29 protein-coding genes and 2 pseudogenes are annotated in these 24,977 nt (G+C 58.6%); 19 read left to right on the forward strand and 12 right to left on the reverse strand.

Going from position 1 to position 24,977, the window contains the following annotated elements:
- From KP699_RS13510 to KP699_RS13525, 4 genes are all read right to left on the reverse strand, one after another.
- Positions 1-230 (reverse strand): transposase (locus KP699_RS13510; protein WP_215762988.1); only part of this gene is annotated, 230 nt, incomplete at its 3' end.
- Between the two features lie 105 nt (positions 231-335).
- Positions 336-1,010, reverse strand: a complete 675-nt coding sequence (locus KP699_RS13515; protein ID WP_308164928.1) for a transglycosylase SLT domain-containing protein — start codon at positions 1,008-1,010, stop codon at positions 336-338.
- A complete protein-coding gene (locus KP699_RS13520) occupies positions 1,007-2,086 on the reverse strand; it encodes a protein kinase domain-containing protein (RefSeq protein ID WP_215762989.1) in 1,080 nt (359 codons plus the stop codon). The genes KP699_RS13515 and KP699_RS13520 overlap by 4 nt, the downstream gene beginning before the upstream one ends.
- A gap of 90 nt (positions 2,087-2,176) precedes the next feature.
- Positions 2,177-2,578 carry a hypothetical protein gene (locus KP699_RS13525; protein ID WP_215762990.1) on the reverse strand — a complete coding sequence of 134 codons (402 nt, stop codon included), beginning with the start codon at positions 2,576-2,578 and terminating at the stop codon, positions 2,177-2,179.
- Between the two features lie 194 nt (positions 2,579-2,772).
- Here KP699_RS13525 and KP699_RS13530 point away from each other — a divergent pair, with 194 nt between their 5' ends.
- Positions 2,773-3,657 (forward strand): tetratricopeptide repeat protein, encoded by an 885-nt coding sequence (locus KP699_RS13530; RefSeq protein WP_215762991.1) that lies wholly within the window; start codon positions 2,773-2,775, stop codon positions 3,655-3,657.
- On the opposite strand, the gene KP699_RS13535 is transcribed toward KP699_RS13530, so the two are convergent.
- The 6 genes from KP699_RS13535 to KP699_RS13560 all read right to left on the reverse strand — a co-directional run bounded on the left by KP699_RS13535 (position 3,594) and on the right by KP699_RS13560 (position 9,981).
- Positions 3,594-4,307, reverse strand: a complete 714-nt coding sequence (locus KP699_RS13535) for a hypothetical protein (RefSeq protein WP_215762992.1) — start codon at positions 4,305-4,307, stop codon at positions 3,594-3,596. The genes KP699_RS13530 and KP699_RS13535 overlap by 64 nt on opposite strands.
- A complete protein-coding gene (locus KP699_RS13540) occupies positions 4,304-5,725 on the reverse strand; it encodes a type II and III secretion system protein family protein (protein WP_215762993.1) in 1,422 nt (473 codons plus the stop codon). Before KP699_RS13540 ends, KP699_RS13535 begins: the two co-directional genes overlap by 4 nt.
- Before the next feature lie 106 nt (positions 5,726-5,831).
- Positions 5,832-6,602 carry a response regulator transcription factor gene (locus KP699_RS13545; protein WP_215762994.1) on the reverse strand — a complete coding sequence of 257 codons (771 nt, stop codon included), beginning with the start codon at positions 6,600-6,602 and terminating at the stop codon, positions 5,832-5,834.
- An 88-nt stretch (positions 6,603-6,690) separates the two neighbouring features.
- Positions 6,691-8,817 carry a type III secretion system export apparatus subunit SctV gene (sctV, locus tag KP699_RS13550; RefSeq protein WP_215762995.1) on the reverse strand — a complete coding sequence of 709 codons (2,127 nt, stop codon included), beginning with the start codon at positions 8,815-8,817 and terminating at the stop codon, positions 6,691-6,693.
- A 336-nt stretch (positions 8,818-9,153) separates the two neighbouring features.
- Positions 9,154-9,525 carry a hypothetical protein gene (locus tag KP699_RS13555; RefSeq protein ID WP_215762996.1) on the reverse strand — a complete coding sequence of 124 codons (372 nt, stop codon included), beginning with the start codon at positions 9,523-9,525 and terminating at the stop codon, positions 9,154-9,156.
- Positions 9,526-9,555: 30 nt separating this feature from the next.
- Positions 9,556-9,981: an EscD/YscD/HrpQ family type III secretion system periplasmic domain-containing protein gene (locus KP699_RS13560; protein WP_215762997.1), complete on the reverse strand. Its 426-nt coding sequence runs from the start codon at positions 9,979-9,981 to the stop codon at positions 9,556-9,558.
- A gap of 54 nt (positions 9,982-10,035) precedes the next feature.
- Here KP699_RS13560 and KP699_RS13565 point away from each other — a divergent pair, with 54 nt between their 5' ends.
- A complete protein-coding gene (locus KP699_RS13565; RefSeq protein WP_215762998.1) occupies positions 10,036-10,386 on the forward strand; it encodes a hypothetical protein in 351 nt (116 codons plus the stop codon).
- 310 nt (positions 10,387-10,696) lie between these two features.
- On the opposite strand, the gene KP699_RS13570 is transcribed toward KP699_RS13565, so the two are convergent.
- Positions 10,697-11,323, reverse strand: a complete 627-nt coding sequence (locus KP699_RS13570; protein WP_215762999.1) for a hypothetical protein — start codon at positions 11,321-11,323, stop codon at positions 10,697-10,699.
- A 206-nt stretch (positions 11,324-11,529) separates the two neighbouring features.
- Here KP699_RS13570 and KP699_RS13575 point away from each other — a divergent pair, with 206 nt between their 5' ends.
- The 15 genes from KP699_RS13575 to KP699_RS13645 all read left to right on the forward strand — a co-directional run bounded on the left by KP699_RS13575 (position 11,530) and on the right by KP699_RS13645 (position 23,581).
- On the forward strand, positions 11,530-12,141 hold the full coding sequence (locus KP699_RS13575) for a hypothetical protein (RefSeq protein WP_215763000.1): 612 nt from the start codon (positions 11,530-11,532) through the stop codon (positions 12,139-12,141).
- Between the two features lie 5 nt (positions 12,142-12,146).
- Positions 12,147-12,890 (forward strand): type III secretion system inner membrane ring lipoprotein SctJ, encoded by a 744-nt coding sequence (sctJ, locus tag KP699_RS13580; RefSeq protein ID WP_167347199.1) that lies wholly within the window; start codon positions 12,147-12,149, stop codon positions 12,888-12,890.
- The gene (locus KP699_RS13585; protein WP_010505134.1) at positions 12,887-13,510 is read left to right on the forward strand and encodes a hypothetical protein; all 624 of its coding nucleotides are present in this window, start codon (positions 12,887-12,889) and stop codon (positions 13,508-13,510) included. The genes sctJ and KP699_RS13585 overlap by 4 nt, the downstream gene beginning before the upstream one ends.
- Positions 13,507-14,130 carry a type III secretion system stator protein SctL gene (sctL, locus tag KP699_RS13590; RefSeq protein WP_215763001.1) on the forward strand — a complete coding sequence of 208 codons (624 nt, stop codon included), beginning with the start codon at positions 13,507-13,509 and terminating at the stop codon, positions 14,128-14,130. Before KP699_RS13585 ends, sctL begins: the two co-directional genes overlap by 4 nt.
- Positions 14,127-16,019 carry a FliI/YscN family ATPase gene (locus tag KP699_RS13595; RefSeq protein ID WP_305828571.1) on the forward strand — a complete coding sequence of 631 codons (1,893 nt, stop codon included), beginning with the start codon at positions 14,127-14,129 and terminating at the stop codon, positions 16,017-16,019. The genes sctL and KP699_RS13595 overlap by 4 nt, the downstream gene beginning before the upstream one ends.
- Positions 15,995-16,534 (forward strand): hypothetical protein, encoded by a 540-nt coding sequence (locus tag KP699_RS13600; protein ID WP_215763002.1) that lies wholly within the window; start codon positions 15,995-15,997, stop codon positions 16,532-16,534. The genes KP699_RS13595 and KP699_RS13600 overlap by 25 nt, the downstream gene beginning before the upstream one ends.
- Positions 16,531-17,607, forward strand: a complete 1,077-nt coding sequence (locus tag KP699_RS13605; protein ID WP_215763003.1) for a FliM/FliN family flagellar motor switch protein — start codon at positions 16,531-16,533, stop codon at positions 17,605-17,607. The genes KP699_RS13600 and KP699_RS13605 overlap by 4 nt, the downstream gene beginning before the upstream one ends.
- Positions 17,607-18,287 (forward strand): type III secretion system export apparatus subunit SctR, encoded by a 681-nt coding sequence (gene sctR, locus KP699_RS13610; RefSeq protein ID WP_010505124.1) that lies wholly within the window; start codon positions 17,607-17,609, stop codon positions 18,285-18,287. The genes KP699_RS13605 and sctR overlap by 1 nt, the downstream gene beginning before the upstream one ends.
- Positions 18,288-18,305: 18 nt before the next feature.
- Positions 18,306-18,578: an EscS/YscS/HrcS family type III secretion system export apparatus protein gene (locus tag KP699_RS13615; RefSeq protein ID WP_010505123.1), complete on the forward strand. Its 273-nt coding sequence runs from the start codon at positions 18,306-18,308 to the stop codon at positions 18,576-18,578.
- 2 nt (positions 18,579-18,580) lie between these two features.
- Complete coding sequence (locus KP699_RS13620) at positions 18,581-19,372, forward strand: EscT/YscT/HrcT family type III secretion system export apparatus protein (RefSeq protein WP_215763004.1); 792 nt, start codon at positions 18,581-18,583, stop codon at positions 19,370-19,372.
- Positions 19,369-20,409, forward strand: coding sequence for an EscU/YscU/HrcU family type III secretion system export apparatus switch protein (locus KP699_RS13625; protein ID WP_215763005.1), 1,041 nt, complete (start codon positions 19,369-19,371; stop codon positions 20,407-20,409). Before KP699_RS13620 ends, KP699_RS13625 begins: the two co-directional genes overlap by 4 nt.
- A gap of 136 nt (positions 20,410-20,545) precedes the next feature.
- A complete protein-coding gene (locus KP699_RS13630; RefSeq protein WP_215763006.1) occupies positions 20,546-21,367 on the forward strand; it encodes a hypothetical protein in 822 nt (273 codons plus the stop codon).
- A gap of 451 nt (positions 21,368-21,818) precedes the next feature.
- The gene (locus tag KP699_RS13635) at positions 21,819-22,004 is read left to right on the forward strand and encodes a hypothetical protein (RefSeq protein WP_010505115.1); all 186 of its coding nucleotides are present in this window, start codon (positions 21,819-21,821) and stop codon (positions 22,002-22,004) included.
- Between the two features lie 116 nt (positions 22,005-22,120).
- Entirely contained in the window at positions 22,121-22,780 is a 660-nt protein-coding gene (locus KP699_RS13640; protein ID WP_215763007.1) for a hypothetical protein, read from the forward strand.
- Between the two features lie 87 nt (positions 22,781-22,867).
- Complete coding sequence (locus KP699_RS13645; protein ID WP_215763008.1) at positions 22,868-23,581, forward strand: hypothetical protein; 714 nt, start codon at positions 22,868-22,870, stop codon at positions 23,579-23,581.
- On the opposite strand, the pseudogene KP699_RS16775 reads toward KP699_RS13645, so the two are convergent.
- Positions 23,578-23,864: pseudogene (locus KP699_RS16775) on the reverse strand (integrase core domain-containing protein); the annotation flags it as partial. The gene KP699_RS13645 and the pseudogene KP699_RS16775 overlap by 4 nt on opposite strands.
- On the opposite strand from KP699_RS16775, the gene KP699_RS16780 reads away from it, so the two are divergent.
- Complete coding sequence (locus KP699_RS16780; protein ID WP_374196948.1) at positions 23,748-24,080, forward strand: hypothetical protein; 333 nt, start codon at positions 23,748-23,750, stop codon at positions 24,078-24,080. The pseudogene KP699_RS16775 and the gene KP699_RS16780 sit on opposite strands and share 117 nt — an antisense overlap.
- Positions 24,023-24,419: pseudogene (locus KP699_RS13655) on the forward strand (IS3 family transposase); the annotation flags it as partial. The gene KP699_RS16780 and the pseudogene KP699_RS13655, both read left to right, overlap by 58 nt.
- Between the last annotated feature and the right edge of the window lie 558 nt (positions 24,420-24,977).

The following is a 24,977-nucleotide window of genomic DNA, read 5'->3' on the forward strand; positions in this document are numbered from 1 at the left end:
TCATCTTCCAAGGCCTTCAGTCGTTTGGCCTCAGATACCTCAAGGTCATCTTCCAAGGCCTTCAGTCGTTTGGCCTCAGATACCTCAAGGCCACCATAGCGGGTCTTCCATTTGTAAAACGTCGCATCACTGATCCCGTGTTTGCGGCAAAGATCAGAGACCTTGAGCCCAGCCTCCTGTTCCTTCAGCACCCCTATGATCTGCTCTTCCGTAAAACGACTGCGTTTCATTCGTCCGTATCCTTCTCGATCGGACTCTACTTTAAAATGGTTACATTTTCGGGGGGCACGTCAACAGATACCCATGGTCCGGAACTAAACCGTGACACGTCCAGTTTATCGCCGGAGTGCCGGCCCGATATGGGGTAGGTTATGCCAGATCCGGAGTTGGTAGGCGTGGTTGAAAATAGGGGTTGCGGAATTATAGTTCCCGACGCGCTCCCAGAACTTCCGACTATCCTCGGGCGTCGAGGCCCCGATATTGCGCGACAGTATCCACGCGCCGACATGGACGTTCAGGCAGTCATCCGCAAGAAGAGCATCACGGCTGATACCAAGGCGCGCCAGTTCGGGTAGATGGATGGAGTTGATCTGAGCGGGACCGATATCGTAGCTGCCGTTGCTGTTTTTGGAAATAGTGCCCCGTTTGCCATTCTCGGTTTTCAGGACCGCCTGAAGCAGAATGACGGGAAGATGATATCGGGAGGCCGCTGCGGTCACACAGCGATTATCGCTGGACGCGACAGGCGCAAGAAGCGGTCGAGACCCGGTCGGCCGAGGCACGAGCCGGGCGCGCGCCATCAGCCATGTTCCGGCGGCGATATTCACGCACATATTGCGCCGGACGGCATCTTCGGAAAAGCCGGAGCTGACGAGGAGCGGCAGGCTGGCCGGGCTGATGGCCATCGCGCCGACGCCCCGCCGCGTTCGGGTGAAGAGTTGGTGTTCCACCGCGCTCGCCGGAACATGATAGGCTGCGGCAGCCTCTATGGCGCAGGGCGGCAGCGTCACGGCTGGTAGGCCTGCGTGTCGGCGGCAGAGTGTGATATCGGGTCTGCCGGAACATCAGTCATGCGTGCCAGGACACTGTCCGCCGCATCTCCGCAATGTGACGCGCAGTTGGCGACGAGGTGGGCCGTGTTGCGTGTGGTGCGAAGGGCCCTGCGCAGGATGACCGCGCCTGTCGGTCCCATGATGTCCTGCAACACGGCCGCGAGGCGCGCGACGTCATCCGGGCTCACGACCTGGAAAGCGGGGTTGCGTATGGCAGCATGGACCGCATTGCGAAATGCCGCGATATCCGCAAAACGGTCCGCCGGGTTTTTGGCAAGCGCGCGGTCGATTACCTCTGCTAGTGCGGGCGGGAGATCGGGGCTAAGGGTTAGAAGCGGCGCATGGGGATGGCCGACGATTTGTATGACCGTGCGGGTATAGTCGCTGCCCTGAAAGGGAAGGTTCCCGGACAGGAGGAAGTAGAACAGGCATCCTGCCGAGAAAATATTGGAAGACTGTGCCCAAGGCTCCCCGACTGCCTGTTCTGGCGACATGAGTGCTGCGTCCTCCGGGCGGGCGAGGGCGGGGTTCAAAAGGTCTCCCACGTCGCCCGGTGTGATGCCGAACTCCAGAATTTTCAGGTCATGGGATGGCGTTACGAAGAAATTTCTGAGCCGGAGATCGGTCAGGTCAAGCTGCTGTCGGTGGGCGGCCTCGAAGGCATCGAGCGCCTGCAGGATCAGGGAAACGGCGATGTCTACGGGCATGCCCCGGCGCTCCTCAAGAGGCCGGGCCGTAGCCAGAGGGTCCATGATGATGAAGGCATCATCACCCTCTACGACAAGTCCGTGCGAATTGAGGACGGCAGGATGGCCAAAACCCGAGACCTGCTGGATCTGACGGCTGATGCGCGCGCGATATGCGTCCCTCTCCCTGATGTCGAACTGGCGCAGATCGATCTGGCGGAGGCTGACATCGGCCAGGCTCTGACAGTCGATGGCGTTCAGAAGCACACCACGCTGATCGCGCCGGATGAACGTCGTAACCTGAAAGCGGTGTGGGGTGTCGGACGAAGAGGGCGATTCCGCTGTCATGCTCATGCCGGATATTGACGCAATGCCCCGAGGGCAGAGCCTGTGTGATAACAGTCTCTGGGCAGATGTGCGAGCGCGAACAGGATGCAATCAGGTTGCGGGTGTGCTTTCGTCCGCATCCAGCAGGCGGATAGCCCCGGAATAGCCCCGGCGCAGGCGTGTCATTGCGCGTGACATGTGCACCGCATCTGGATCGGGGTCGTTCAGTACCGGCACGTCGTCGAAATGGCCCAGACTGAGCGAGACCAGACTTGAGGTGACGATTTCCAGACGGCGAAGGACCGTCAGTTCCACCAGCAGGCAGAGCGCGGCCAGTGTCAAGCACCATAGCACCGACAAGCCGATATCTTCTCCCCAAGACCCGGTGCCCCAGAGTGGATGGGTCAGCAGCGCGAGAACACCCGGTGCGCCCACAAGGCCGAAACGCACGCGCAGGGCCCTCCGCATCGGGGCGGAAGGCGACAGGGAGGACAGAATGCGAGACATCAGCATAACGCGACAGACCAGTTTTGACGGAAGCGGGTGCTGCATGATGGACAAAGAATGCGGTAGCGTCACCCTATCATTAGTCTGGATCATTATCCGGGGTGGGGGCGCTTGACCTCGTTTGACTCAGAATGTTTCTATCGGCTGCGGCCTGGGTAATCCTCCGGTCAGATGGCTTCGCAGAGGATGATGAATTCACGATGACCATGCCCGATATGAGCCTCCGGACACGATCGTCCGCGCGTATACTGGCCCGGATGGGAACCGCAGGCCTGTTTCTGGCGTGCGGACTCGTAGGGGGGTGTGTGTCCACGTCAGACGTCCAGTCCCAGAACGCCTCGCGCGAGCGCAGGGCGGCGCAGGATCCTGAGGCGCTTGCCCGGATTGGCGATGCCGCCGCACGCCAGAACGATATGAAGACAGCGGCTGCTTTTTACGGAAAGGCCGTGGCGCTGAAGCCCGACGATCTCCGTTTTGCCCTGTCCTATGCGGAGGCGCTCGCGTCTTCCGGCAGAGCAGAGGAGGCGATTTCCGCTGTGCGGGGAGCACTCCCGCACATGGCTGAGAATGGGAAGATGCGGCTGACGGTCGTTCTGGCCCGCCTTTTGACGGCCTCGCGTCATAATCAGGACGCGATCGCGCTTTTGCGGCCGGCGATCGCGTCCCGGCCCGATGATGCGGCCCTACAGATCGCAATGGGTGTGGCGCTCGATACGGCACAGGATCATGCTGGTGCCCAGACCGCTTATCGCAGAGCTCTTGCGATCGACCCGTCAAGCCTCTCGGCCCAGAATGATCTTGCATTGTCTCAGGCTCTGGCCGGGCATAAAGCCGAGGCTCTCTCCGACCTCCGTCGATTGCGGACACTGGCTGTGGAGCAGGGCGCGTCGGACGGGCAGATTGCAACCATCGATGGCAATATCGCCATCATCTACGCGTTGGAGGGGGACGTTCAGAATGCCCGCCGCTCTGGAGCGGGGGCGGCCGCCACGGACAGCGACCGCCGCGAGAATGCCCTCTTCTATTCATTGCTCGCGGCAGGGGGCGGGGGCAGGGACGTCATGCCGTCCCCCCCTGCCGACTGACCGATATTTCCCAGAAGCGCTCCACTCCCTGGCGTCCCTGTCGATCCTCCGCTGCCTCCCCCCGGTCCGGTGATGGAAGAACTGCCTGAAGATTGCTGGCTACCCTTCTCCTGATGCTTCTCCCACAGTTCGACAACCTGCCCGAAGCGGGCGCCGTTTGCGGGCTGAAGCTGTGCAGGATCGACCAGATCTCCAGCGTTATCGAGTTCCTGCCCGAGGGCGCGGGCCTGTGTGCAGGTGCCAAGAGCCGTCATGCTGCCTGAAACATCGCCAAACCACGAGCGTCGGAGCGCCCCCCCGCATTCAGGGAGGACGAGCGTATAGGCGTACAGAACGAACGTCATGGACGGATCGGATGTGTGTCTGATCCGGGCTGCGTTCACACCGGATCGAATCAGCGCCGCCTCCGTCAGGGCCGAAAGTCGCGGGTTTGCGGTATTGATGACCGCATGGATATCGCGGCCCGGCCCCAGAGAGGCGATGGCCTGCCGGATATCGGAATCAGGGCTATAAGCCGAGAGCGAACCCCTATGGACCAGTTGCCTAAGCAGCAGTGGGGGGGAAACCGCTTTCTGGATGGCGGTATTCTCGTTGCACCCCGCGAGAGCGGTGAGGCTGAGGCACAGGACAATGAAAGCTGCGCGTGTCATTGGTAGAGAAAGCCTCCCGCGCCGTGAAGATGAGGCATGCGCTCTGGGTCGGGTGATGTCTGTGTGCTGACGGCGGTTCGGTTGAGCAGTAGGGATTCCAGCGCCGTCGTCGGGCGCACGTAATCGGTTGGAAGTTCGGGAACGCTATCTCCCGGATGCACAACATAGGCCGTGACCACGATGATCAGTTCGCTCTCATTGCGCTGAAAGGATGTGGAGCGGAAAAGTGCACCCAGAACCGGGATGTCTCCAAGGCCCGGAACCTTGGAGATTGCGTTCTGCGCATTATTGGAAATCAGACCGCCAATGGCGAAACTCTGACCTGATGCAAGCTGTATGGTCGTATCAGCACGGTTTGTCCGGATTGCGGGAACGGATGAGCCGTTGGTTCCCGGGAACGAGTAGGCACCGTCATTGGCCGCGGTCGAGATCGTGCTGACTTCCGGGGCGACATGCATGGAAATCGTTCCGTCCGCCAGAACGGTGGGTGTAAAGGCGATGCTGACGCCGAAACTCTGATAGCTGATGCCCACCGTGCCGAAGCCTTGGGGGATGGGAACGGGAAACTGGCCCCCTGAGAGAAAGGTCGCAGGCTCGCCAGACATCGTCGTGAGGTTGGGTTCGGCGAGCATCGTAGCCAGCCCTTCTGACGCCATGGCATCCAGTGTTCCAGTAACGGATCCGTGGCCGTTGGTATAGCTGCCGGAAACGCCGTTCATGCTGCGGGCGGCATCGGTAATGAAACTTGCAGCATTCCCTCCGAGGCCGCCCGTTGCAGCACCGATGGCGAATGACCCGACATTATTGAAAACCGTACTCCAGTCGAAGCCAAGCTCTTGCGAAACGCTGCGCTGCACTTCCGCCACGCGCACGCGGAGGCTCACCTGAACGGGGGCGCCAATCGTCAGGCGATTGAGCACGGCCTTGCCGTCTCCCGCATATTGCCGCGCCAGTTCGCCTAGATGAGCGGCGGCGCGTGCGTCGGGAACGGACCCGCTCAGCACTACGCCCTGGGGAGATTCCTGAACCGTGATATTATGTCCGCCTTCAGCGAGAATGGCGCTTTTCATGGCGCTCATATCGTCATGAACCGTCACGTCGGAAGACAACATCGTCTGGCCGTTACGGTCCAGAATGATGATGGTTGTATGGCCTGGTTTCTTCCCGAACAGAAACAGGGTGTTATGTGCCGTGTATTGAACGTCCATAATTGCAGGGTCGGCGATCATGATATTCGACGTCGCGCGTGGCAAATGGATGATCTGGCCGCCACCCACGCTGATCTCCATCGACCGGGAAGCATGCCATGTGCTTTTCTGAGGGTCGGGCTCCTGGGCCAATGCAACGCCCACCCCCGGACCGAAGACAAGGCCGGACAGGAGAAAAAGGGAACGAAGTGTTCCGGTCGATGGTGACAAGAGGAACTCCCGTGTTTCTGGGTTTCCCGGCCGCAGGTTTCGGGGCGGGAAGGACCCGGCGGACCGGACCGCGTTCTGCCGGGATATTGATTTGCGGAACGGCAAGCTAGGTTGTCGCATGGGAAAGGGACGGAATTGCCGATCTGTGCGCGTGAGCCGTATATCCACCGGGGTCGGCGGCCTGCGTTCGGGGGCGCCTGGTTTTGCTTCTGGGGGCCAGCCTGTAGCCGACGCCGCGCACAGCCTCAATGGTGAGCGACGATCTAACGCTGCCGAGCTGACGCCTGATGCGGCTGATGCGCACCTCAAGCGCGTTCGGGCAGCAATCGGCCAGCGCGCCATAGGCGTCGTGCTCCAACCCCGAACGTGGCACGACCTTTCCCTTGCGGCGGATCAGTGATTCCAGAATGGCCGTCTCGCGCCTCTGGAGTGGCAGGAGGACGTCATTGACGCGCACTTCCCGGCTCTGTAGGCAGAGGGAGAGTTCCTCAAACCGGTAATGCTCCTGCACGGACTCCTGTGGACGCCGAAGAATGGCCCGGATGCGCGCCACCAGCTCGCGGGGATTGACGCTATGGCTCACACAGTCGTCTGCGCCGTTCTCAAGCGCGAAGATACGGTTCTGCTCTTCCGTCGCGATCATGATGACGTAGGGCGTTTTTACGACATCGCGCCAGTCCCTTTCGAGAAGATAGCATCCCTGTTCCTTGTTGCAGAAATACTGATCCACCACGATCAGATCGTAACTGTTGGCGAACAGGGCCTCTCTGGCCTCTGCTGAGGAATGAAAACTGTCCACGCCATATCCTGCGGCATGGATGGTCTGCACGAGGTTCCGGAAGCCGGTCTCCTGTTTGAGCAAGGTCATCAGTCGCATCGTGTCAGCCTTCCCTTATTCTGTGTCATGGCGGGGATTGCATGGCGTCGTGCGCGCACGCGCTGCTAGAAATAATGGTGCATGGTCATCAGGCCTGCGCCGCAGTGGAGATTTCTCCGGCAAGCCCCAAGCTGATCGACCCGATGGGATGGACGGGAAATTCGGTTGCGAGATCCTGATAGGAGAGCACAGGATGATCGAGATCGTTACGTACGAGAAAGCCGCGTACAAAACGGCGTATATCAACAGAGGTAATGACGATCGGTGTCATCTGGGCCGCGTTTTTCGGACGACCCTCGACTGACAGCCGTGTGCGGAACGCTGAGAGCAGACGCTGGGAAACATCCGGATCGAGCGCGAGAAACGAGCCGCCGGACGTGTCCCTGACGGCCTGACGCACAGCCTGTTCGACATCCTGGCCGAGAACGAGGCCCGCCATCGCCTTGTGAGAGCCTGCGTGGCGGTGACAGATCTGCCGGGAAAGAGCCTGCCGGACATATTCCACGAGCATGAGGGAGCGGGTTTCCTTCTCCCCCCACTCCACGAGGGTTTCAAGAATGAGCCGCATGTTTTTCAGTGGCACGCCCTCCTCGACCAGACGTCTCAGAATATCGGCCAAACGCTGGGTCGGGACGATCCGCATGGCCTCGCGCACTAGATCGCCGTAACTGGGCTCGAGACGCAGGACGAGACGGCGAGCTTCCTGAAGGCCTATGAACCGACCAACATGTTTGCGCGCGATCGTTCGGAAGCGGTTCGCGATGATGGCAGGTAGGTCGAGATAGCCGACACCGGCTGCCTTGAGGCGTGTTTCATCGGTCCGTGCAATCCAGAGCGAGGCCCCGCTGTCGGTCAATGGTTCGCCGTTCTGACTGGCTATCCCGGCGAGATCCAGATGAACCGGATCGTCGTGGAGGAGGAGATGATTAGGCAGAGCATCGTGCTCCTCGACCGGAACATCTTCCAGATCGATCGAGAAATGGAAGGCGTCGGTCTCCGCAGTCGATCGGATCGCGGGTTTCGGGCAGACGACGCCAAGATCGCTTTCTACATCCTCGCAGGCGATGGTCAGCAGCCGGTCGAGGCGCGGTCTGTCCATGACACGCATGACGGCGGGTGACAGGGATATGGCCAGAAGGGGGGAGAAACTGTCGGCGATGGCCGTGGCAGCCGTAGATTCCGTCGTGACCGATCGGGCGAATTCTTCCGCTTCCGCGATTTCGAGGGAGGTTCGGGAAAAACGGCCCCAAAGTTTCTTCCAGTCAGGGCGGCTGCCCAGAAGAAATAGAATCGACAGCCCCAGAAACACGGACTTGGGGAAGCCTGGAATCATCGCCATGATCAGCAGCATGATCGCGGCGACCAGAAGCGCGCGCCGGTCTGCCGTCAACTGTCCGACCATTTCCTTTCCAAGATCCTGCCCGTGGCTGCCTACTCTCGTGACGACAACCGCCGCTGCGATGGACAGGAGCAGTGCGGGGATTTGCGAGATTAGTGCGTCACCAACCGTCAAGAGTGTGTAGGTGTGCATCGCGTCGCTCAGGCTCAGTCCGCGCTGTGCAACCCCAATGCCAATTCCACCCGCCAGATTGACGCCGATGATCACAAGGCCCGCGATTGCGTCGCCCTTTACGAATTTGAGCGCGCCGTCCATGGCGCCGTGCAGGGCGCTCTCGCTGGCGAGTTCCTGACGCCGCTTCCGCGCCTCAGCCTGATCGATGTCGCCTGAGCGCAGATCGCTGTCGATGCTCATCTGTTTGCCGGGCATGGCATCGAGCGTAAACCGGGCCCCGACTTCTGCAACGCGCTCCGTACCTTTCGTGACTACGATGAACTGGACCGTCGTGACGATGGCGAAGACAACGAGGCCGACGACAATATTGCCCCCGATCACGAATTCTCCGAACGTGGCGACGATCGTGCCTGCGTCTCCGGACGTAAGGATGAGGCGTGTCACCGTGACTTCCAGAGCCAGGCGGAAAACCGTCGAGACGAGGATCATGCCCGGAAGCGCGGTCAGATCCAGCGGAGAGCGGAGATAGACCGCAACCATCAGCAGTAGCGCGGAGAAGGCGAGATTGCACCCAATCAGTATGTCAGCCAGCGCGGCGGGCATCGGCATGATCAGCATGGCAATCGTCAGCACCAGCACGGCAACTAGTGCAAGATCCTGGCGTTGAGAGACGAGGCGAAATGCGTTCTGGAAGTTCTTCATAAGGCAAGAGCCCGAACATTCGACTGGGCGAAGACTGAGAAAGCGGTCTGTGCTTCCTTGAACCGACCGGTTCTGTGAAGGGCCCGTGCGCGCAGGAGAGCATCGCCGGGCTCCTCGGTAGGGCGAAGGCGCCTGATCCTGTCGAGTACGACAAGCGCCAGCTCACCGCGTTTCATCGTGGTGTAGACATGAGCTAGAAGACGTAGGCAGTCGCAGTCATCGGGGTTTTCAGCCGCGACAAGCAACAATAACGGCAGTGCACGTGGCTCGCGATCGCATGACGCATACATATAGGCGAGCGAGAGAAGAAGGTCGCGCGGAGCCTGATCCAAGACATCACCCTCCGATGAGACTGTCGCGGTAGCGCATGAGCAGTTCAAGATTGTGCAGCTCGAAAGACAGTGCCTCCAGGCCACCGGGCACGACGGGGCCGAAACTGCTCTGCGCTCGCGCTTCCAGGCGCGTCAGAAGTGTTTTCCGCTGGTCGGATCTGAGAATGCCAGCGCTTTTCAGGTGTGGCATGAGATGGAGGAAAAGCGCGTCCGTCAGCGTCGGAGGCTCTATCCCCTCCGGTGCATGTTGGCGCACCGACAGGGTCTTGTGGAATGCGACGAGGTCAGGTGCGATAGCGGCATCCGGCGTATTGGTCACGACCTCCTCGATTGCATGGTCAAGGCGGATCATGGGTTGGGACGGGATGCGGCTCATGAGAATAACGCTCCTCAAATGGCAATCTGATTAGTAAGTCACGAGAAATTCATCATGTCCATCAAGAACTGAGACTTTATGGTCGGAAATATCAGTAATTTTCTGACCGGATTCCAGAATGGATCCAATATAATATCTCTGCCCTTTTATGGTCACATTTGCCCTTTGTCCCAACCATATACTTTGTATCGGCAAGGACAGTACTTTATTTGACGATTCTTTGACGTCGGAAATCCACGTATACTGCTGGCCATAAGATGCGTCAAACCATTGCTCCGCATCCCGGAACGCTGTCAGCCGCTCATGGGGGACTGCGCCGCTCACTGTTACGACACCACCGGAAACACGGACGGCCAGCCCGAAAAGATCATGGTTGCGAAGTTCGTGGATCACGGACTCTCCAAGATCGTGATCACTCAGCGCCATGTTCTGTTTCCGCGCTGGAAGATCCGACATCGCCTCTGATCCTGTTGAAGGCGAAGACGCGGGCTGAGCAGGGTTTGAGGCTGGATGCCAGAAAATCCCTTCCAACAGGAGAAGTCCGAGTATGCCTGCGACACATATGACGATGTTTCGTGTCAGGCTTTGAGCACTGAAAAGGGCCGGGAACCGGGAGATGGGGAAAGCGCTGGTATGGCCAGTTTCTGCGGTTGCGGTGTCCGTGATGCTCAGTGGAACGGACGCAATCCTGATATCGATCGGGAGCGCAAAACTATGGCTTTTTCCGCTGTCCAGAACGTGGTCATTGATGATGACGCCTTCAGCCAGGGCCGTGCATCTGAACTGTCCGCCCGGAAGTGGGGCGACGGCGAGATGGGAGGGCTGGATACCCTCGTCGAGCAGGGTGATGTCCGCGTCTGACCCGGAGCCGATCGTTACGGGGCGATCGCCGATTTCACATGTCGCATCCGCGTGCAGGCCGGAAAGAACGTGGAGGGCGAATGAAGGGGCGGAAAGCAGGTGAATTGCCGTTTGTCCCAGAGCAATGGATGGTTGGAAACAGTGGAGAGACCGGAACCAGCAGGCGCTGCTAAGATAGGTTTCTGTCTGTAACTTAATCTTGCTATCAAGAAACTATCGACTTGTCAGGAACCTGCAAGGAAGATTCACTAAATTTTCATAATTCTGATTGGGTCGCGATGGGAACCCCACTGACAAGACGGGTTGACCTTTATCGGGGGGGTATTTTCTGCATCGTAGAGCCACGATAGATCGTCACGCCATCGCTTTGAACTTCGCCCAGTGCGGCAATCGTCTGGTTGACCATCGCGCGGAAGCGGGGTGGCCCGAAGACGGTAATATGTTGCCCGTCAGGCGTGCGACGCACGGGAAAGCGTGCATCGGAAATCTGGCGGGCTTTCAGGGATTTCGTCAGGGTCGGAAACGGCACGCCATCGAGTGCGACATCCTCGGAGACGGTTTCCGACGCAGGCGTTACGAACAGGGTCTGGCCATCGAAATACCAGTCGAGATGGTAGTCCGTACAGATACGGTTGAGAAATCCACGTGGGGTAGAGGCCGTCAGCCCTTTCCGTACTGGCTGGGTCAGGGACGGGTCAGATGAGACGTGCAGATCGATATCCGCGCCAAACTGGTCCAGAGCCTGAATGACGCTGCCCTGAAGCATCGTGAACTGCCCCGTTTCGGGAAGGTAGAGCGGGGCTGCCCGGAGTGGCTGTGACAGAGCGATCACTGTCAGCCCCACATGGACGGTGGTTTTCGCAAGCGCCCACACAGAGGACCTGGTCGCCCTGTTATTCGGGGAACTGACCTGAAGACCGTCACCTGTCGGCGTCATGGCAAATGCAAATCCTTAATCGGCGACGCCGGGCAGACGTGATGCTTTCGTGTTCGGATGCATGAGGGGGATGGTTTGGTCAACCGGTATAATTGTCGCCGGGACGAGGTAGGGTGCAGAGCTGGTCAGGTTGAAGTCAGGATATGATGCGAGGACTGGGGCAGCACGAGACTGGCGAAGGTCGACACGAAAAAGGGAGAAGGACGATGTCTGGATTGGCCGGAATTGCCGCCGTCGCTGTCAGTCAGGCTGCGTCTGCTACGCCCTCGCTTACAGCCCCTGCGCCGGCTGGGGCGTTTCATCAGGCTGATAACGCCGCGTTTCACGATACGGCACGGACGCAGCTTGCTTTTTCCGAAGCCATTCCTGCATCTCCCATAAGTCAGATCGTTCCCGTACAGTCGGGGCCGACACTGGGCGACCGTATTCTCGATACCCTGAGTCGTATTGGCAGCAGCTTCGGCCGGCTCGATGCTCTCGCTCCGGAGGGGCTAGCGCCGGACCGTGCTGGACCAGTGATATCGGCTCAGACGCTGTCTGACAAAAATGGCGTGACGACGGGTATGGATACGGGCGGTGGGATTTCGCATCCTTCCGCAAAACATGATGTCCTGGCGGCTCATCATGCGGGTGCCCGTTCGGCAACAGATCCCGAAAGCCTGCTCGGGCGGATCCAGCAACAGGGAGAACAGCTTTATAATGAGTCGATTTCACGTCAGATCGCACTGACGAATGCTGAGTTTGAAACGCATGTCATTACCGTGGCGTCACAGGATATGGCCAGCACGCTTAAAAGTCTGCTGAGCCAGGGTGGATGATGGGAGTGAGGTGGGTCTCTGCTTCTCTGCTGATCCTGTGCCTTGGGCTGACGGCGTGCCAGTCCGAACTTTATACCGGACTATCCGAACGGGATGCGATGCAGATGGTTGCCATTCTGCTTCAGCACGGGATCTCTGCTGACCGCGTGATCAGCAAGGACGGAAGCAGTGCGATTGAGGTGTCCAGCAGCCGGATTGCCGATGCGGTCAATGTCCTGAAGGCTGCGCACTATCCGCGGAATGAATATGCGAGCATGGACAAGGTTTTCCAGCAGCAGGGACTTATCAGTTCTCCTGCGGCGGAACGTGCCAAGCTTTATTTTGGGATCAGTCAGGAGCTTGACCGCACTCTGAATGATATTGATGGCGTCGTGGATGCGCGGGTTCATATTGCGGCGTCAGCCAGTGACCCTGTGACAGGTGTGGAAAAACCGGCCACGGCCGCCGTTGTCCTACGTTACGACGAAGGAAGCAGCGCCGGGACGCTGATCCCGAAGATCAAGCAGCTCGTCGCCAACGCCGTGCAGGATTTGAGCTATGACCGAGTTTCGGTCATTTTGATTCCTGTTCAATCACAGAATATCCCGCTCACGCCCGCAGGCCCCGGTCCTCTTGCAGTAACAGGATGGGTTCTGGCTGTATTCTGGCCGTCGCTTGCGGGAGGGTGGTATCTCTGGAGGCGCTTTCGTGGAAAGAGGTTTACCTCCAGAACGACGCAGGTTGCCGTGGTTTCCGACAGGGCCGCATGAGCAGGGCGAACGCGACCGAAACACTTGTCGACCTTCATCCGTCCCATTTCCAGCGCGCGATGCCGATGCTGCGGCGCGAAACGGTGGAACGGATCCAGCGGTGTGACCGTCTGGCGCATCGTCTGGCGAAACTCATAGACTATCGCATTGACCGCCCGGAACAGGCCGCGTCGGATTTCGACGTTCTGGCGTACCGTCCGCGCTTTGAGGTGGAAGTGGCAGGACGGCATATGGGGGCTCTGATCTTCGGTCGGGCTCTGGCCCGATATGTCGATACGGCGTCAATAGCCGTCCTGAACCGGGAAGTAGGCACTTCGGCGCGTATGTTCGGGATCCGGCATTCCGTCCAGATTGTTTCGCCCATTGTGCTGCCGACTATTGAGGGAGGCGCGGAAGAGCTGGCTTCTGCGATCAATGACTGGGGGTGGCGTTGCTTGGTGCGATGGCGCGATCAGGTGTCACCGACCTGTCAGAAAGCAGCTACACTACGTCTGCCCGCTGTGGGGCTGCCGGATGCTGCGCCTGAGACAAGCGATGCCATCATCCGGCACGTTATCGCGACTTTCTTCGCTCCCGCAAACGTCAAGGAAGATGAAGCATTAGAGGAGAGTGGTATATGACCGAATTCGCCACGCTCTCCCCCGAACAGCGTATCCTGAACCCTGAAGAGATGACCCTGTGGTGTGAGGCGCAGGCAGCTTATCGGAGCGCTCTGGCGGACGCCAGTCGGCTGAGGGCCACCGCCAGAGCCGCTTACGACGCAGAAAAGCAGCGTGGTCTGGAGGAGGGCCGTGCGCAGGCGCGTGTGGAAATGGCGCAGCAGATCATGTCATCTGCTCAAGCCGCGTCGCAGGTGCTGCAAAATCTTGAGTGCAGCCTGCCAGAGATCGTCGCGGATATCGTGGCTGACATGCTCGGGCGCGTGGATATCAGCGACGTCCTGCCACTGGCAATCGAACATGGCTTGTCACGCATCCGGCGCGGGACGGTAGCACAGCTTCGGATTGCCCCGGACTGTGTCGCGCCTCTGGCGGAGTTCATGTCCCTTCTTCAGGACAGCGACAGTGGCGTGCACATCGAGGTGGACGCAGGTCTGGCGTCCGGCCGGTGTGTTCTGGAGAGCGAGTTCGGCGTGTCTGAGCTCGGCATCGCCGACCAGACGCGTCTTCTGCGCGAGCGTCTTGCGGCGCAGTGGGATCAGTTTGCCGATCTGGCGGACACGCCGGGGCACGGATCATGACATCACGGGCAGCGCTGTCGGACACTGAGGTCACATCGGTACAGCAGGATATCTCGCTGCTAGCAGCCTTGTCGTCCGCCGATTCCACCTTGGTCACCACAGAGGATTCAGGGCGAAGCATTATAGCGGAGAACCCACGACCTTTTATACCGGAAGAGCCAGTCAGGCCGGTCGGACCGGATGAACATCCGTCTGAAGGCGCCGTTGCGGGTATTTCGATCAGGCGTGACGGGCAGTCGGGCGGTAGCCAGGGCGACGATTCCGGGGAGGCAGGGCCGAATATGGCGGGTGGTGCGTCCGTAACAAGCCCGTGCGGTGAGCGTGACATATCGGCCCCGCCCTCGCGTGATGGTCTCGTCGGGACGCGGAGCCTGAAGCGGCTGCGAGCGGCGCCGGAAGGCCCCGATTTTGGCGAGTCTGCTTCTCCTGAGATAGTGCGGACTGACGAAAGCGCGCAACGACGGATCGGGGAGCCGCCTCCGCGGGGGAGCAGCCGTGGGTTTTCGAACGGCGATTCCGGCATGCCCGATCTTGCGGAAGGGAGGGGTGACGGAAAAGACCCGGGGCATGTTGTCGAGCGGATGCGGCACCTGCTTCCACTGTTGCGCTCCAAGGCGGCATCGCTGGAATCCCACCCGGTTCAGGGGCGGGTCGTTGCTGCCACCGGAACGATCATCCGCGCGATTTTGCCCAATGTCGCGGTTGGTGATCTCTGCCTCCTACGGGATCGCAAGCGGGACTGGAGTATGAACGCTGAAGTTGTGGGGCTGGCCGGGCGTGAGGTCCTTCTGGCACCGATGGGCAATCTGGAGGGCATTTCCGCTGAGACGGAGGTTCTTCCGACGGGTGGGCGGCGTCAGTTCCCGGTCGGGCAGCGTGTTCTGGGTCGCGTTCTGGATGCGCTCGGAGCGCCCATGGACGGTAAAGGACCGCTCCCGTCCGGCCCTAGCGCCCCGATTACAGCCAGTCCGCCCGATGCAATGCGACGCAGAATGATCGACCGTCCTCTGCCGATCGGCCTTCGCGCGATCGACAGCGTCCTGACCTGTGGGGAGGGGCAGCGTCTGGGGATCTATGGTGAGGCAGGGGGCGGAAAGTCCACGCTGATGGCCTCCATCGTCAAGGGAAGCGATGCGGATGTCACGGTTGTCGCGCTGGTCGGGGAGCGTGGCCGTGAGGTTCGGGAATTCATAGAGCATAACCTCGGGCCTGATGGGCTGGCCCGTTCGGTCGTCGTGGTGGCAACGTCGGACAGGCCGGCGGCGGAACGTGTGGCCTGTGCACAGGCTGCGACCGCGATTGCGGAGCATTTTCGCGATCTGGGGCTCAAGGTCCTTCTGTTCGTCGATAACGTTACGCGCTTTGCACGTGCCCTGCGCGAGATTGGTCTTGCCGCCGGCGAGCCGCCGACCCGACGGGGCTTTCCGCCGTCCGTTTTTACGGCTCTTCCCAAGCTCATGGAGCGGGCGGGAATGGGAGAGCGGGGTTCCATCACTGCCTTTTACGCCGTTCTTGTGGAAGACGGGCAGAGCGATCCAATCGCGGAAGAAACACGCGGGATTTTAGATGGGCATATCATCCTTTCCCGCGCGCTTGCGGCGTCGGGGCATTATCCGGCAATCGACATTCTGAGCAGCCGGTCGCGTGTGATGAGCCTCGTGACGTCTGCGGAGCATCAGGTTCGAGCCGATCGGCTCAGGGCGCTCTGGGCGCGCTATCAGGATGTCGCGTTCCTGTTGCAGGTTGGAGAATACAAGCCCGGTGGTGATCCGCTGGCCGATGAAGCCATTGAAAAAATCGATGAGATGAGGGGCTTGCTGCGACAGGGCAAAGAGGAGCGGACAACATTCGCGGAGATGACGGAATGGATGACCCGACTGCTGGGCTGATGGCGGTCATTCCCGTTCCGATGGCGCAGAAACTCATGCGCCTGCGCGAGCTGCGCGCGGCACAGGCCAGAAAGACCGCTCTGCTACGCACCCAGGAGGCCCATGCCGGGTGGGCGGACGTAAAACGTAGCCAGACCGTGCTTGACAGCCACCGTGAGCACTGGCGTGCGGTGGAGGCGGAAGGTACGGCACGCATGAACCGCCCGTTGGAGCATGGTACGGTCAGTCCGCAGGCTCTGCGGGACAGGCACGATCGTCTGGGGGCGCTGGCAGATCGAGCCGTTGCGCTCCAGAAGGATGTGGGTTTGCGGGCTGACATGGCCAGAAAGCAGGACGAGGCTGCCGCGCTCGCATGGCGGGCGCACCGGCAGTTCGACCAGCGTTGCGGTCATGCTGCACGCCTGCTCGACGAAGCCCGGAACGCAGAGAGGCGCGAACAGGAAGCGTTGGACGAACAGGAACTGGAGGATCTGGCTCTGATGCGGCATGCCGCCCGGGATTTCGAGGGGTCATGAGCCGGAAAGATACCGTACGCCCGTACAGGGCGCCCACGCTTGCGTATTCTCCTGCCGTTTCGGAGCTTTTCGGTCGGTACCCGCTCAAAATTCCGGTTGAACCGGATATCTGGAGTGTCGCGTTCCTGCCCCCGTTTTCGCCGGGGGAAGACTGGCTCTGTCTGCAATTGAAGATCGGCGCGCAGGAAGGGCAATGCCTGTTGCCACGCGGTCTGTTGCGAATGATCCTGCGTCTGGCCGAGCCTCAGCCGCGCGCGCCCCTAAACAGCGATATCGCTATTCTTCTTGTCGAGATGGTGTTTAACGAAGCTCTGATGGATCTCGAGACGCGACTGGGCTGCACACTGTCCATCCTGCGTTTCGATAGTTGTGCCAAACCGGTCGAATTCGAGGAGACCGTTTCTGGGCAATCGCCACTGCGTGTGGGGTTCAGGGTCTCATTTGGTGCGGAAGAGGTGTTCGACGGGCTGCTTCATCTTGCGCAGGAAACGTTTTCGGCGCTCAGGCCGCATTTTCCGGCTCTGATCCGCACGTTCGAGGCGCCGCCGGTGGCGGTCAGCCTTCGTGTTGGGGGCATGTCTCTTTCCGTGGCAGAGGTGCGTGCGCTCAGGCCGGGCTGCGGGATTGTCATCGGCCCAACTGCCCGGCGGAGCGTGGCGCTCGTGGCCGGAGAGGCGCTGGCGACCCTAGCGGTTCACGATGGATACAGGATCGTTATACAGGGTGGTTGGCAGGATATCGCACAATTTTCTTTACCGGAATGGATCGGACACATGACAGACGGATCGGCCGCCCCACCTCTCTTTTCCTCGCCCGAAGCAGAGCAGTTTCCAGAAACCGAAGTCCCTGAAGTGCAGTTTGATACCGTTCAGGTGCCGCTGAGTTTCGAGATCGGACGCAGGGTTTTTACTCTTGGCGAGTTGCAGGAAATCGGTGAGGGGCATGTTATCGAAATCGGCTCCCTGAGTGACCAGAAAGTATCGGTGCTGGCGCATGGGCGGCGCATCGGAGAGGGCGAACTGGTGGAAGTCGGAGCCGCACTGGCTGTCCGGCTGACACGGATCAACGCCTGATGCAGGGGGCAGGAGCAATGATGGGAAGCGGGTTCGCGTCCACGAATCTCGTCACCGCGCTGATTTTGACGCTGGCATTTGCACTTCTGACGCTGGCGGTGATTTCGACAACTTCTTTCGTCAAGATTTCAGTCGTCCTGTTCCTGCTGCGCACTGCGCTCGGGATTCAGCAGTCCCCCCCGAACGTGGTGCTTTATTCGATTGCCCTGATCCTGACGCTCTTCATTTCCGCCCCGATGGGGAAGGAAGTTTATCAAAGTGTCACGGATGCGGGCCTGAAATACGAGAACATCAGTGATTACGTGCAGGCTTACGAAGTTGCCCAGGCCCCGGTGGCCCAGCATCTCATGCGCTTTACCCAGCCACGCGAGCGGGCATTCTTCGTCAATTCGGCGCAACGGCTCTGGCCGGAAGACATGCGGGCCACTCTCGCGCCTGACTCTCTTCCGGTCCTGTTACCGGCCTATCTGACCGGGGAGCTCAAAAGAGCTTTCGAGATCGGGTTTCTTATCTATCTGCCTTTCATTGTGATCGATCTCGTCGTCACGACGATCCTCATTGCCATGGGATTGTCACAGGTGCAGCCAAACACGATTTCTGTTCCGCTCAAACTGCTCCTGTTCGTTCTGGCTGGCGGGTGGACACGGCTGCTGCATGGTCTGGTGCTGAGTTATGCATGATGGAAGGGAGGTTTGCCGATGGATGACGGAGGACTGACGCAGCAGCTTTCAGCCGCGCTTTTCCTGTTCGCCTCGATTGCAGGACCACCGCTGTTGATCGCTACGGTGATCGGTATTGCAATTGGAATACTGCAGGCGGTGACGCAGCTTCAGGATCAGACAATGCCACTGACGTTCAAGGTCGTAGCGGTCTGCGCCACACTTCTGCTCATGGGCGGGACACTCCTGCCGCCCCTGCTGACGTTTACGGAGCATATTTTCGACGATTTCCCCGTGATGACGCGCAGCTGACGATGCCGGCGGCACATTTCACGACCAGTCTGATGCCGCTGCTGTCCGCGGTTGCGATTGCGATGGGGCGGCCTGCAGGTGCGGCTCTGGTTCTTCCAGTTTTCACGCGAGCGCAACTGGGAGGCCTCGTGCGGGGGGCTTTCGCGTTCGTCGTAGGGCTGCCGGTAATTCCCGGACTCTACAGAGACCTGCAGCAGACCTCCCTCAACCTGCCTTCGCTGGCTTTGATTGGCGCGCGCGAGATGATGATTGGCGTCATCATCGGTTTCCTTGCAGGATTGCCGATATGGGCCGTGCAGAGCGCGGGGGAGTGGCTTGATACCCAGAGAAGCGCGACACAGGGACAGGCTTCCGAACCCGATGGGGAGCAGGAGTCGCTGTCGGCCTCGCTGCTGGCGATGACGACTGTCGCGCTGTACGTCATTGGTAACGGGCTCGGGTTTCTCGATCAGGCTATCGTGGATTCAGAGATTGCATGGCCTCCTCTGGTTCTCGGTCTGACCCCACAGCCCGGTTTTGCGACGACCGCACTGGGTCTGCTCGACCGTTTTGAAATCCTGTCCATGAAAATCGCGGTGCCGGTCATTCTGGCCATGCTGCTGTGTGACGGGTGCATTATTCTGTTGATGCGCGCGATCCCTAAACTTCATCTTTACGATCTCGCGCCCACCCTCAGGAATCTGGCCTTCACGTTGATGATGTGTGGATACGCATCCTGGCTCGTTGTTTATGCGCGCAGGGACATTCTGGATATGTCCATTATGCATGATCTCGGAGGGTTGCTGGCACCATGAGTGGCAGCAGCGAAGAGCGGAACCTTCCGGCATCCGCCAAAAAACTGACGGATGAGCGCAGAAAAGGTCGCCTTGCCAAGGCCCCCGACATGCAATCCGCCATGGTCTCGATCGTTCTGATCGGCTGGGTGCTGATGGGCGCCTCGTCTACTTCTGCACGGCTCGGGAGACTCTTTGCAGTGGCGGGCGCGGCTACGACCCTTCCTTTTGATGAAGCAGTGCGCGATATGTCGGGCGCGATAAAAGGCGCATTGCTTCATTGCGCGCTTGTGCCGCTACTTCTGGCTATCGGGGCAGCATTGTTCGCGGGTCTGTTGATCAATCGCGGATTCATTTTCTCTATCGATCCGCTGATGCCGAAACTGGAGAAGCTCAATCCGATCGGTGGTTTGAAGAGCATATTCAAGCCGAAGAATTTCGTTGATCTGGCGCTTTCGATTTTGAAGGTCCTTGTATTCGGGGGGGCGCTTGCAGCGATCGCCCTGCACGAAGTGAACGATCTAATCCGTGTACCGGAAATGGCTCCAACAGAGTGGCCGAAAATTCTCTCGGCGTTGGTGGTGCCGATGATGCTGGGTGCGTGTGCTTTTTATCTGGCGACTGGTATCGCCGATCTGATGATCCAGAAGCGTTTTTTTATGCGTGAAATGCGCATGACCCAGACAGAGTTGAAAAACGAGCGGAAGGAAACGCAGGGTAATCCGCAAATCAAGATGCAGCGGATGAGAATTGCCAACGAAAACCGCCGTGCCCCCGCGAAACTTGGCCCCAAGCAGGCAACGCTGATGATCTGTCAGGAGGGCGTAACGGTCGGAATACGCTACAAGCCGGGAGATACGCCTGTGCCGCGCGTGGTGTGCATAGGGCAGGGGGGCGCTGCCGAGAAATATCGGACGATAGCGCGCGAGCAGGGCGTTCCCATGTGCTGGAACCGCGAACTGGCGGGTGATCTGAAAAAGAATTTCAGACCAGGCATGACCATAACGCAGGCTTTTTTCAATTCCGTTGCGCATGCGATCCAGAATACGTCCGTGTGATATGGAAGAGTATGTTCTTGGACCCTGGCAGCGTGCGATGAGAGCATAATGTCACATGAGATACTCTTTTATCGGCTGAGCAGTCATGCAAGTATTTTGAATAGACTCTAGACTGCTTTACTTTGAGGATATCGATATGACGATCTCTAACGTGTCGTCGTTAGACGACATCAGTAAATTTTCACAAGGGCTGGAAAAAGCCGGCATCGACCCGTCAGAGCTTATCCGAATGTTCGATGCCGTGATGGCGCAGGAAGGAGAGAAAAGAAATGCCTCTCCAGCCGCATCTGCTCCCGCACAGGGCTCTGCTTCGCCGGCCGCATCCGTATCGGCAGCTGCAGCGCCATCGGCTACTCCTGTCGCGGCTGCAGACAAGGCTGCGGGAACGGGAGAAAATTCGGTCAGTATCTCCAATACCAGCAATCACGACGAAAAAATCGGTGAGTTCCTGAACGGTGGCTCAACGACAGCACCTGTGGCGGAAATCACGCTCAAGCCTGGCGAAACTGGAAAACTGAGTTACGCGAACGGGCAGGGCGGCTTTATGGCGGAAGCAGATTCCTCCGGCGCGTATAAGCCCAGTGCATCGCGCCTCGAGTTTTATGCCGATGCCAAGGGAATCAATAATACGGATGTGAGTTATATCGACGGGCGGAACGCGGCGATTCAGGTTTCTGACGGCAAGGGAAAGAGCGCAGGCGACACGCAGAATATCGCGTCGCAGGCCCCGTCGGATATCGTCAGTCATGACAGCGGCGGCAATGCGACGGTTACTGGCTGGTATGATGGTTCGAGCGCCGCGATGCAGGCAGGGGGGAGCTTCATGGAGCAGAAACTGGGAACCGGGAACGCATATATTCATCCCGATGACGACCAGAAGAGAACGCAATCGGCAAATCCGATGACGATGGCGCAGGACAGTAGCCAGAATTATACAGCCAGTTTCGGCGATGCCTGAAGAAGCCCTGGTACGGTTCAAAAAAATGGGGGACGGAGAGTCCCCCGTTTTTTTGGACAACACAAGATTTTGGACAACACAAGATTTATCGTGTGAGTGACAAGTTTTCTTTGTCACGGTGGCTTCATAAATTTTTCATATATTTCTCAATTCTGTAACGACGTATGTCGTATCTTCATTTCGATTTCATTCGTAAAAAATTTACGAAAAAACGGCAATATGTGGCTGTTTCCAGAGGATTGCGTAGGGCCGGACTGACTGCATCTCGGGTTTTTCGTGTTGTTGCGGCCCCGTGCGACACGTCAGGTTCTGATCAGCTTCGTAAAATAACAATGATGGGCAGGAGAGGGCGATATCTGGTTCCCAGGTCGGGACTTCTCTCATTGTGCAGACACTCCGACGATAAATGTCGGGTTCAGCGTTATCGATTTTGAATCGAAAGGTTTTTCTTATGAGCGGCACCACTTCCGATATGAGCAGCACACTGTCTTCGATCATGCAGCAGTCTCAGGCGATGGAAGAACAGAACCTGCAGGAACAGTTCGAGATGTCGAAGCTTTCCAACTCCCAGTCTCTCGCAAACAACTTCGAGCAGACCATGGCCAGCAATGCCAAGCAGGCCTTCTCCAAGGACTGATCTGCGCTTTTGGCTTCAGGGGGTTCTGACGAGTACCGTTCGGAACCCTCTGCCCACTAACTTTAGATTTTTTGCCGCTTTACGGCAGTATAAACATTATTTTATGGAATAAAAAAATGTCTGATGTGTCTTTGAGCGGTAACATGACGATGGACGTGCAGACCCTTCAGTCGATGGTTGATCAAGGGGGCGCGGCCGGCAATCAGAGTATCCAGGATTTCGCACTTGCTGTCATGCGCGAGGCGCAGCAGAAAGGGAATGGCCAGGAAGCCCAGGCCGCTTCGAATATCGCGGGCAGCCTCAACGACGGGACGTATAGTCAGGGTGCGAGCAATGATGCCCTCTACGCCAGTCTGCAGGGCCAGTCTGTTGATTCGGTTGGTCTCGGGATCGAAAACACACGCAATCGCATCGTGTCCGGTGATTCGTCATCTTCAATCGCCCACGATCTAGACGCACTTGGTACCGAGATTGGCGGAGATGACGGGGCCAAGCTGAGAGCAATCGCTGCTCAGGTTTCCAATGGCACGGCAACCACTACCAGTGCAGTGTCTCTGCTCAACCAACTGGGGCAACAGCATGGCCTACCAGATGTGACGACGGGATCAAGCTCTGGCGCGGCCACGACAACGCCGCTTTCCGTCAACCTGCGGGGCGGTGTGGAGCAAGGTGAGGAAGCAGGCGCTTTCTTCGCTGCCATGTTTGGCAGCCAGCAGCTGAAATTTTCCTCAACTGATGAATTTCCGACACTTGATAAGAATGAAAAAAATGCCTGAGGAAATTGTACGGTACTCGCCAGGCGGCGATCACTGAACTCTCAGGACATAATAATCACCCGAATTGCAAATGTAAGGAAATAAACCATGGAAGCTGTAAGCCACCCAACCTCTCCGCACCTCCCGGAAACTGCTCCGACGGAGACTGGAGGGACAGCCAAGCCCGACGCCACGCATTCGTCCGGTAACAGCGCAGGCAGCGACACGACTGCGATCGAACAGTTTCTCCAACTCCTCCAGCAGGTTGAAGGTTCTGTATCGGGGTCCGGATCTGCAAATCCTAATCTTGGGCAGCTTGGAAGCGCTTTTGGTGGCGGAGACGGTACGCAATCTCCGACCAGCACAGCCCCCTCAGACAATCCCCTAGGTTTTGAAGGCAGTCAGGGCGCGCAGGGTTCAACCGCAACCAATGCCGCCGGCCAAACTGACTTCGCCAATGCAGTTACGGATCTGCACGGCAAGGATCAAGAGGCATTCGATCAGTTCCAGAAAGATGCCAACGACGGTAACGGTAACGCAATGGTCAATGATATCATTGCTGACTACAAAAACGGTGACCTCACGAAAGACCAGGCCAACTCTCTGGCGCTGGATGTGCAGCAGGTGGCCAACGTCAATGGCGGTGGCAAAATCAACAAAAAAGAGCGTCATAAGTTGCAGGATGCGCTGGGAAACAATGGTGATGTCATCACGAGTGGTCACACCAAGGCTGCGGACTGGTGGAAAGAGCACGGCAGCCAGTTCCTAGATGGACTTGGTCTCGCAGCCCAGGTCGGTACGGAAGTTGCGACAAAAGCCTAAGTGTTTGGTCCCGTGGTTTGATGGTTTGGATTGATGATGAATCTTTCTGGCTCTGAAGTCCAGATTTTGCAGATGTATTCGTAAGGGGTAAGGCCGTTCAAGGTCTTGAGTCTTCGCTCGAAGTTATAGGCTGCCATGAGCAGTTGAGGTGTGTCCTCAACTGCTCATGGCTGTCGTAACGGAAGCGCTTGACGGTTGCTTTCTTGATTGTCCGGTTCATCCGCTCAACCTGACCATTGGTCCAGGGATGATTGGGTTTCGTCAGACGATGTTCGATCCCGTGGGCTTCGCAGATCATGTCGAAGCGCATGGGACGCGACCAGGCCGTATTGCGGTTGCGGGGCTGTTCAGCAAACTGGATCCCATTGTCGGTCAGGATGGTGTGGATCCGGTAAGGGATGATGCTCAGGAGATGTTCGTGGAATTCCCAGGCCGTCTTCCGGTCCGCTTTCCCGTGAACGGGTCTGCCGCCTGTTTGGTGTCAGCGACCGAGGTTTGAGGGCCTGGCGACGTCGTCCGGTCTGTCCCGCAGAAGGCAGTATGATCCTCTGATGGTCCATATCCGCACCATTCACGCGCAGAGCAGGCGAAGCTACGGACGTCCTCGCATGACAGAGGAACTCAGAGCTCGTGGCTTTTCTGCCGGACATCGCCGTGTGGGACGGCTGATGCGGGAGAATGACATCCGGGTTGTCCGAACGCAGCGCTTTAAAGTGACCACGAAGAGCGCTTACAGTTATGCCATTGAACCCAACCTTCTGCGACAGGACTTCTCCGCAATAGCGCCTAACCAGAATGGACAGCGGACATCACATACAGTGCGCCTCGCCCCGGGTGGTCCGGGGGAGCGTATGACTGGAATGCAAAGGAGAAAGGAGGAACAGAAGTACTGCCTTGTTCCCTGCTGTGGGGGGACATGAGCCCAAGCGGCGGTGACCTGCCGTCAACTGGCAGGGTGACGTAGCCCGCAGGTAAAGGGGATTGAGGCGAAACCGTTACGCCGAGATGGTCCCCGAGGCTGAAGCGTTGGAAGGTTGAGGAACACGAACCGGTTAACCCGCATCCGAGGGCTGAAATGTCGCCTCCGTCTACACGGTTTAACAGGCGGAATACTGATGACGCCGCTGGAGATGTAAGTCAGCGGGGTCCGAATGCAGGCATACACGTATGGTGTCTGCTGGGAGCCGTGGGGAGAACACAGCCAGACCACGGTATCGGTATCGACTTGCGGAACGCAAGGAAAAGGACTGCGACCGGCAGCCTCCCCAACGCGCTGATGTCCAGCATACGAACGAGGGAAGGCTTGATGGAATGCTAAGGGAGTTGACCCTGATGTCCATCATGCTGGCGGAGTTCCCGTAGTAGTCCGCAGCAGGGAAAGCCTGCCACATGGCGA

The organism is Acetobacter sp. P1H12_c (genome assembly GCF_018811975.1).
Lineage (GTDB): Bacteria > Pseudomonadota > Alphaproteobacteria > Acetobacterales > Acetobacteraceae > Acetobacter > Acetobacter persici.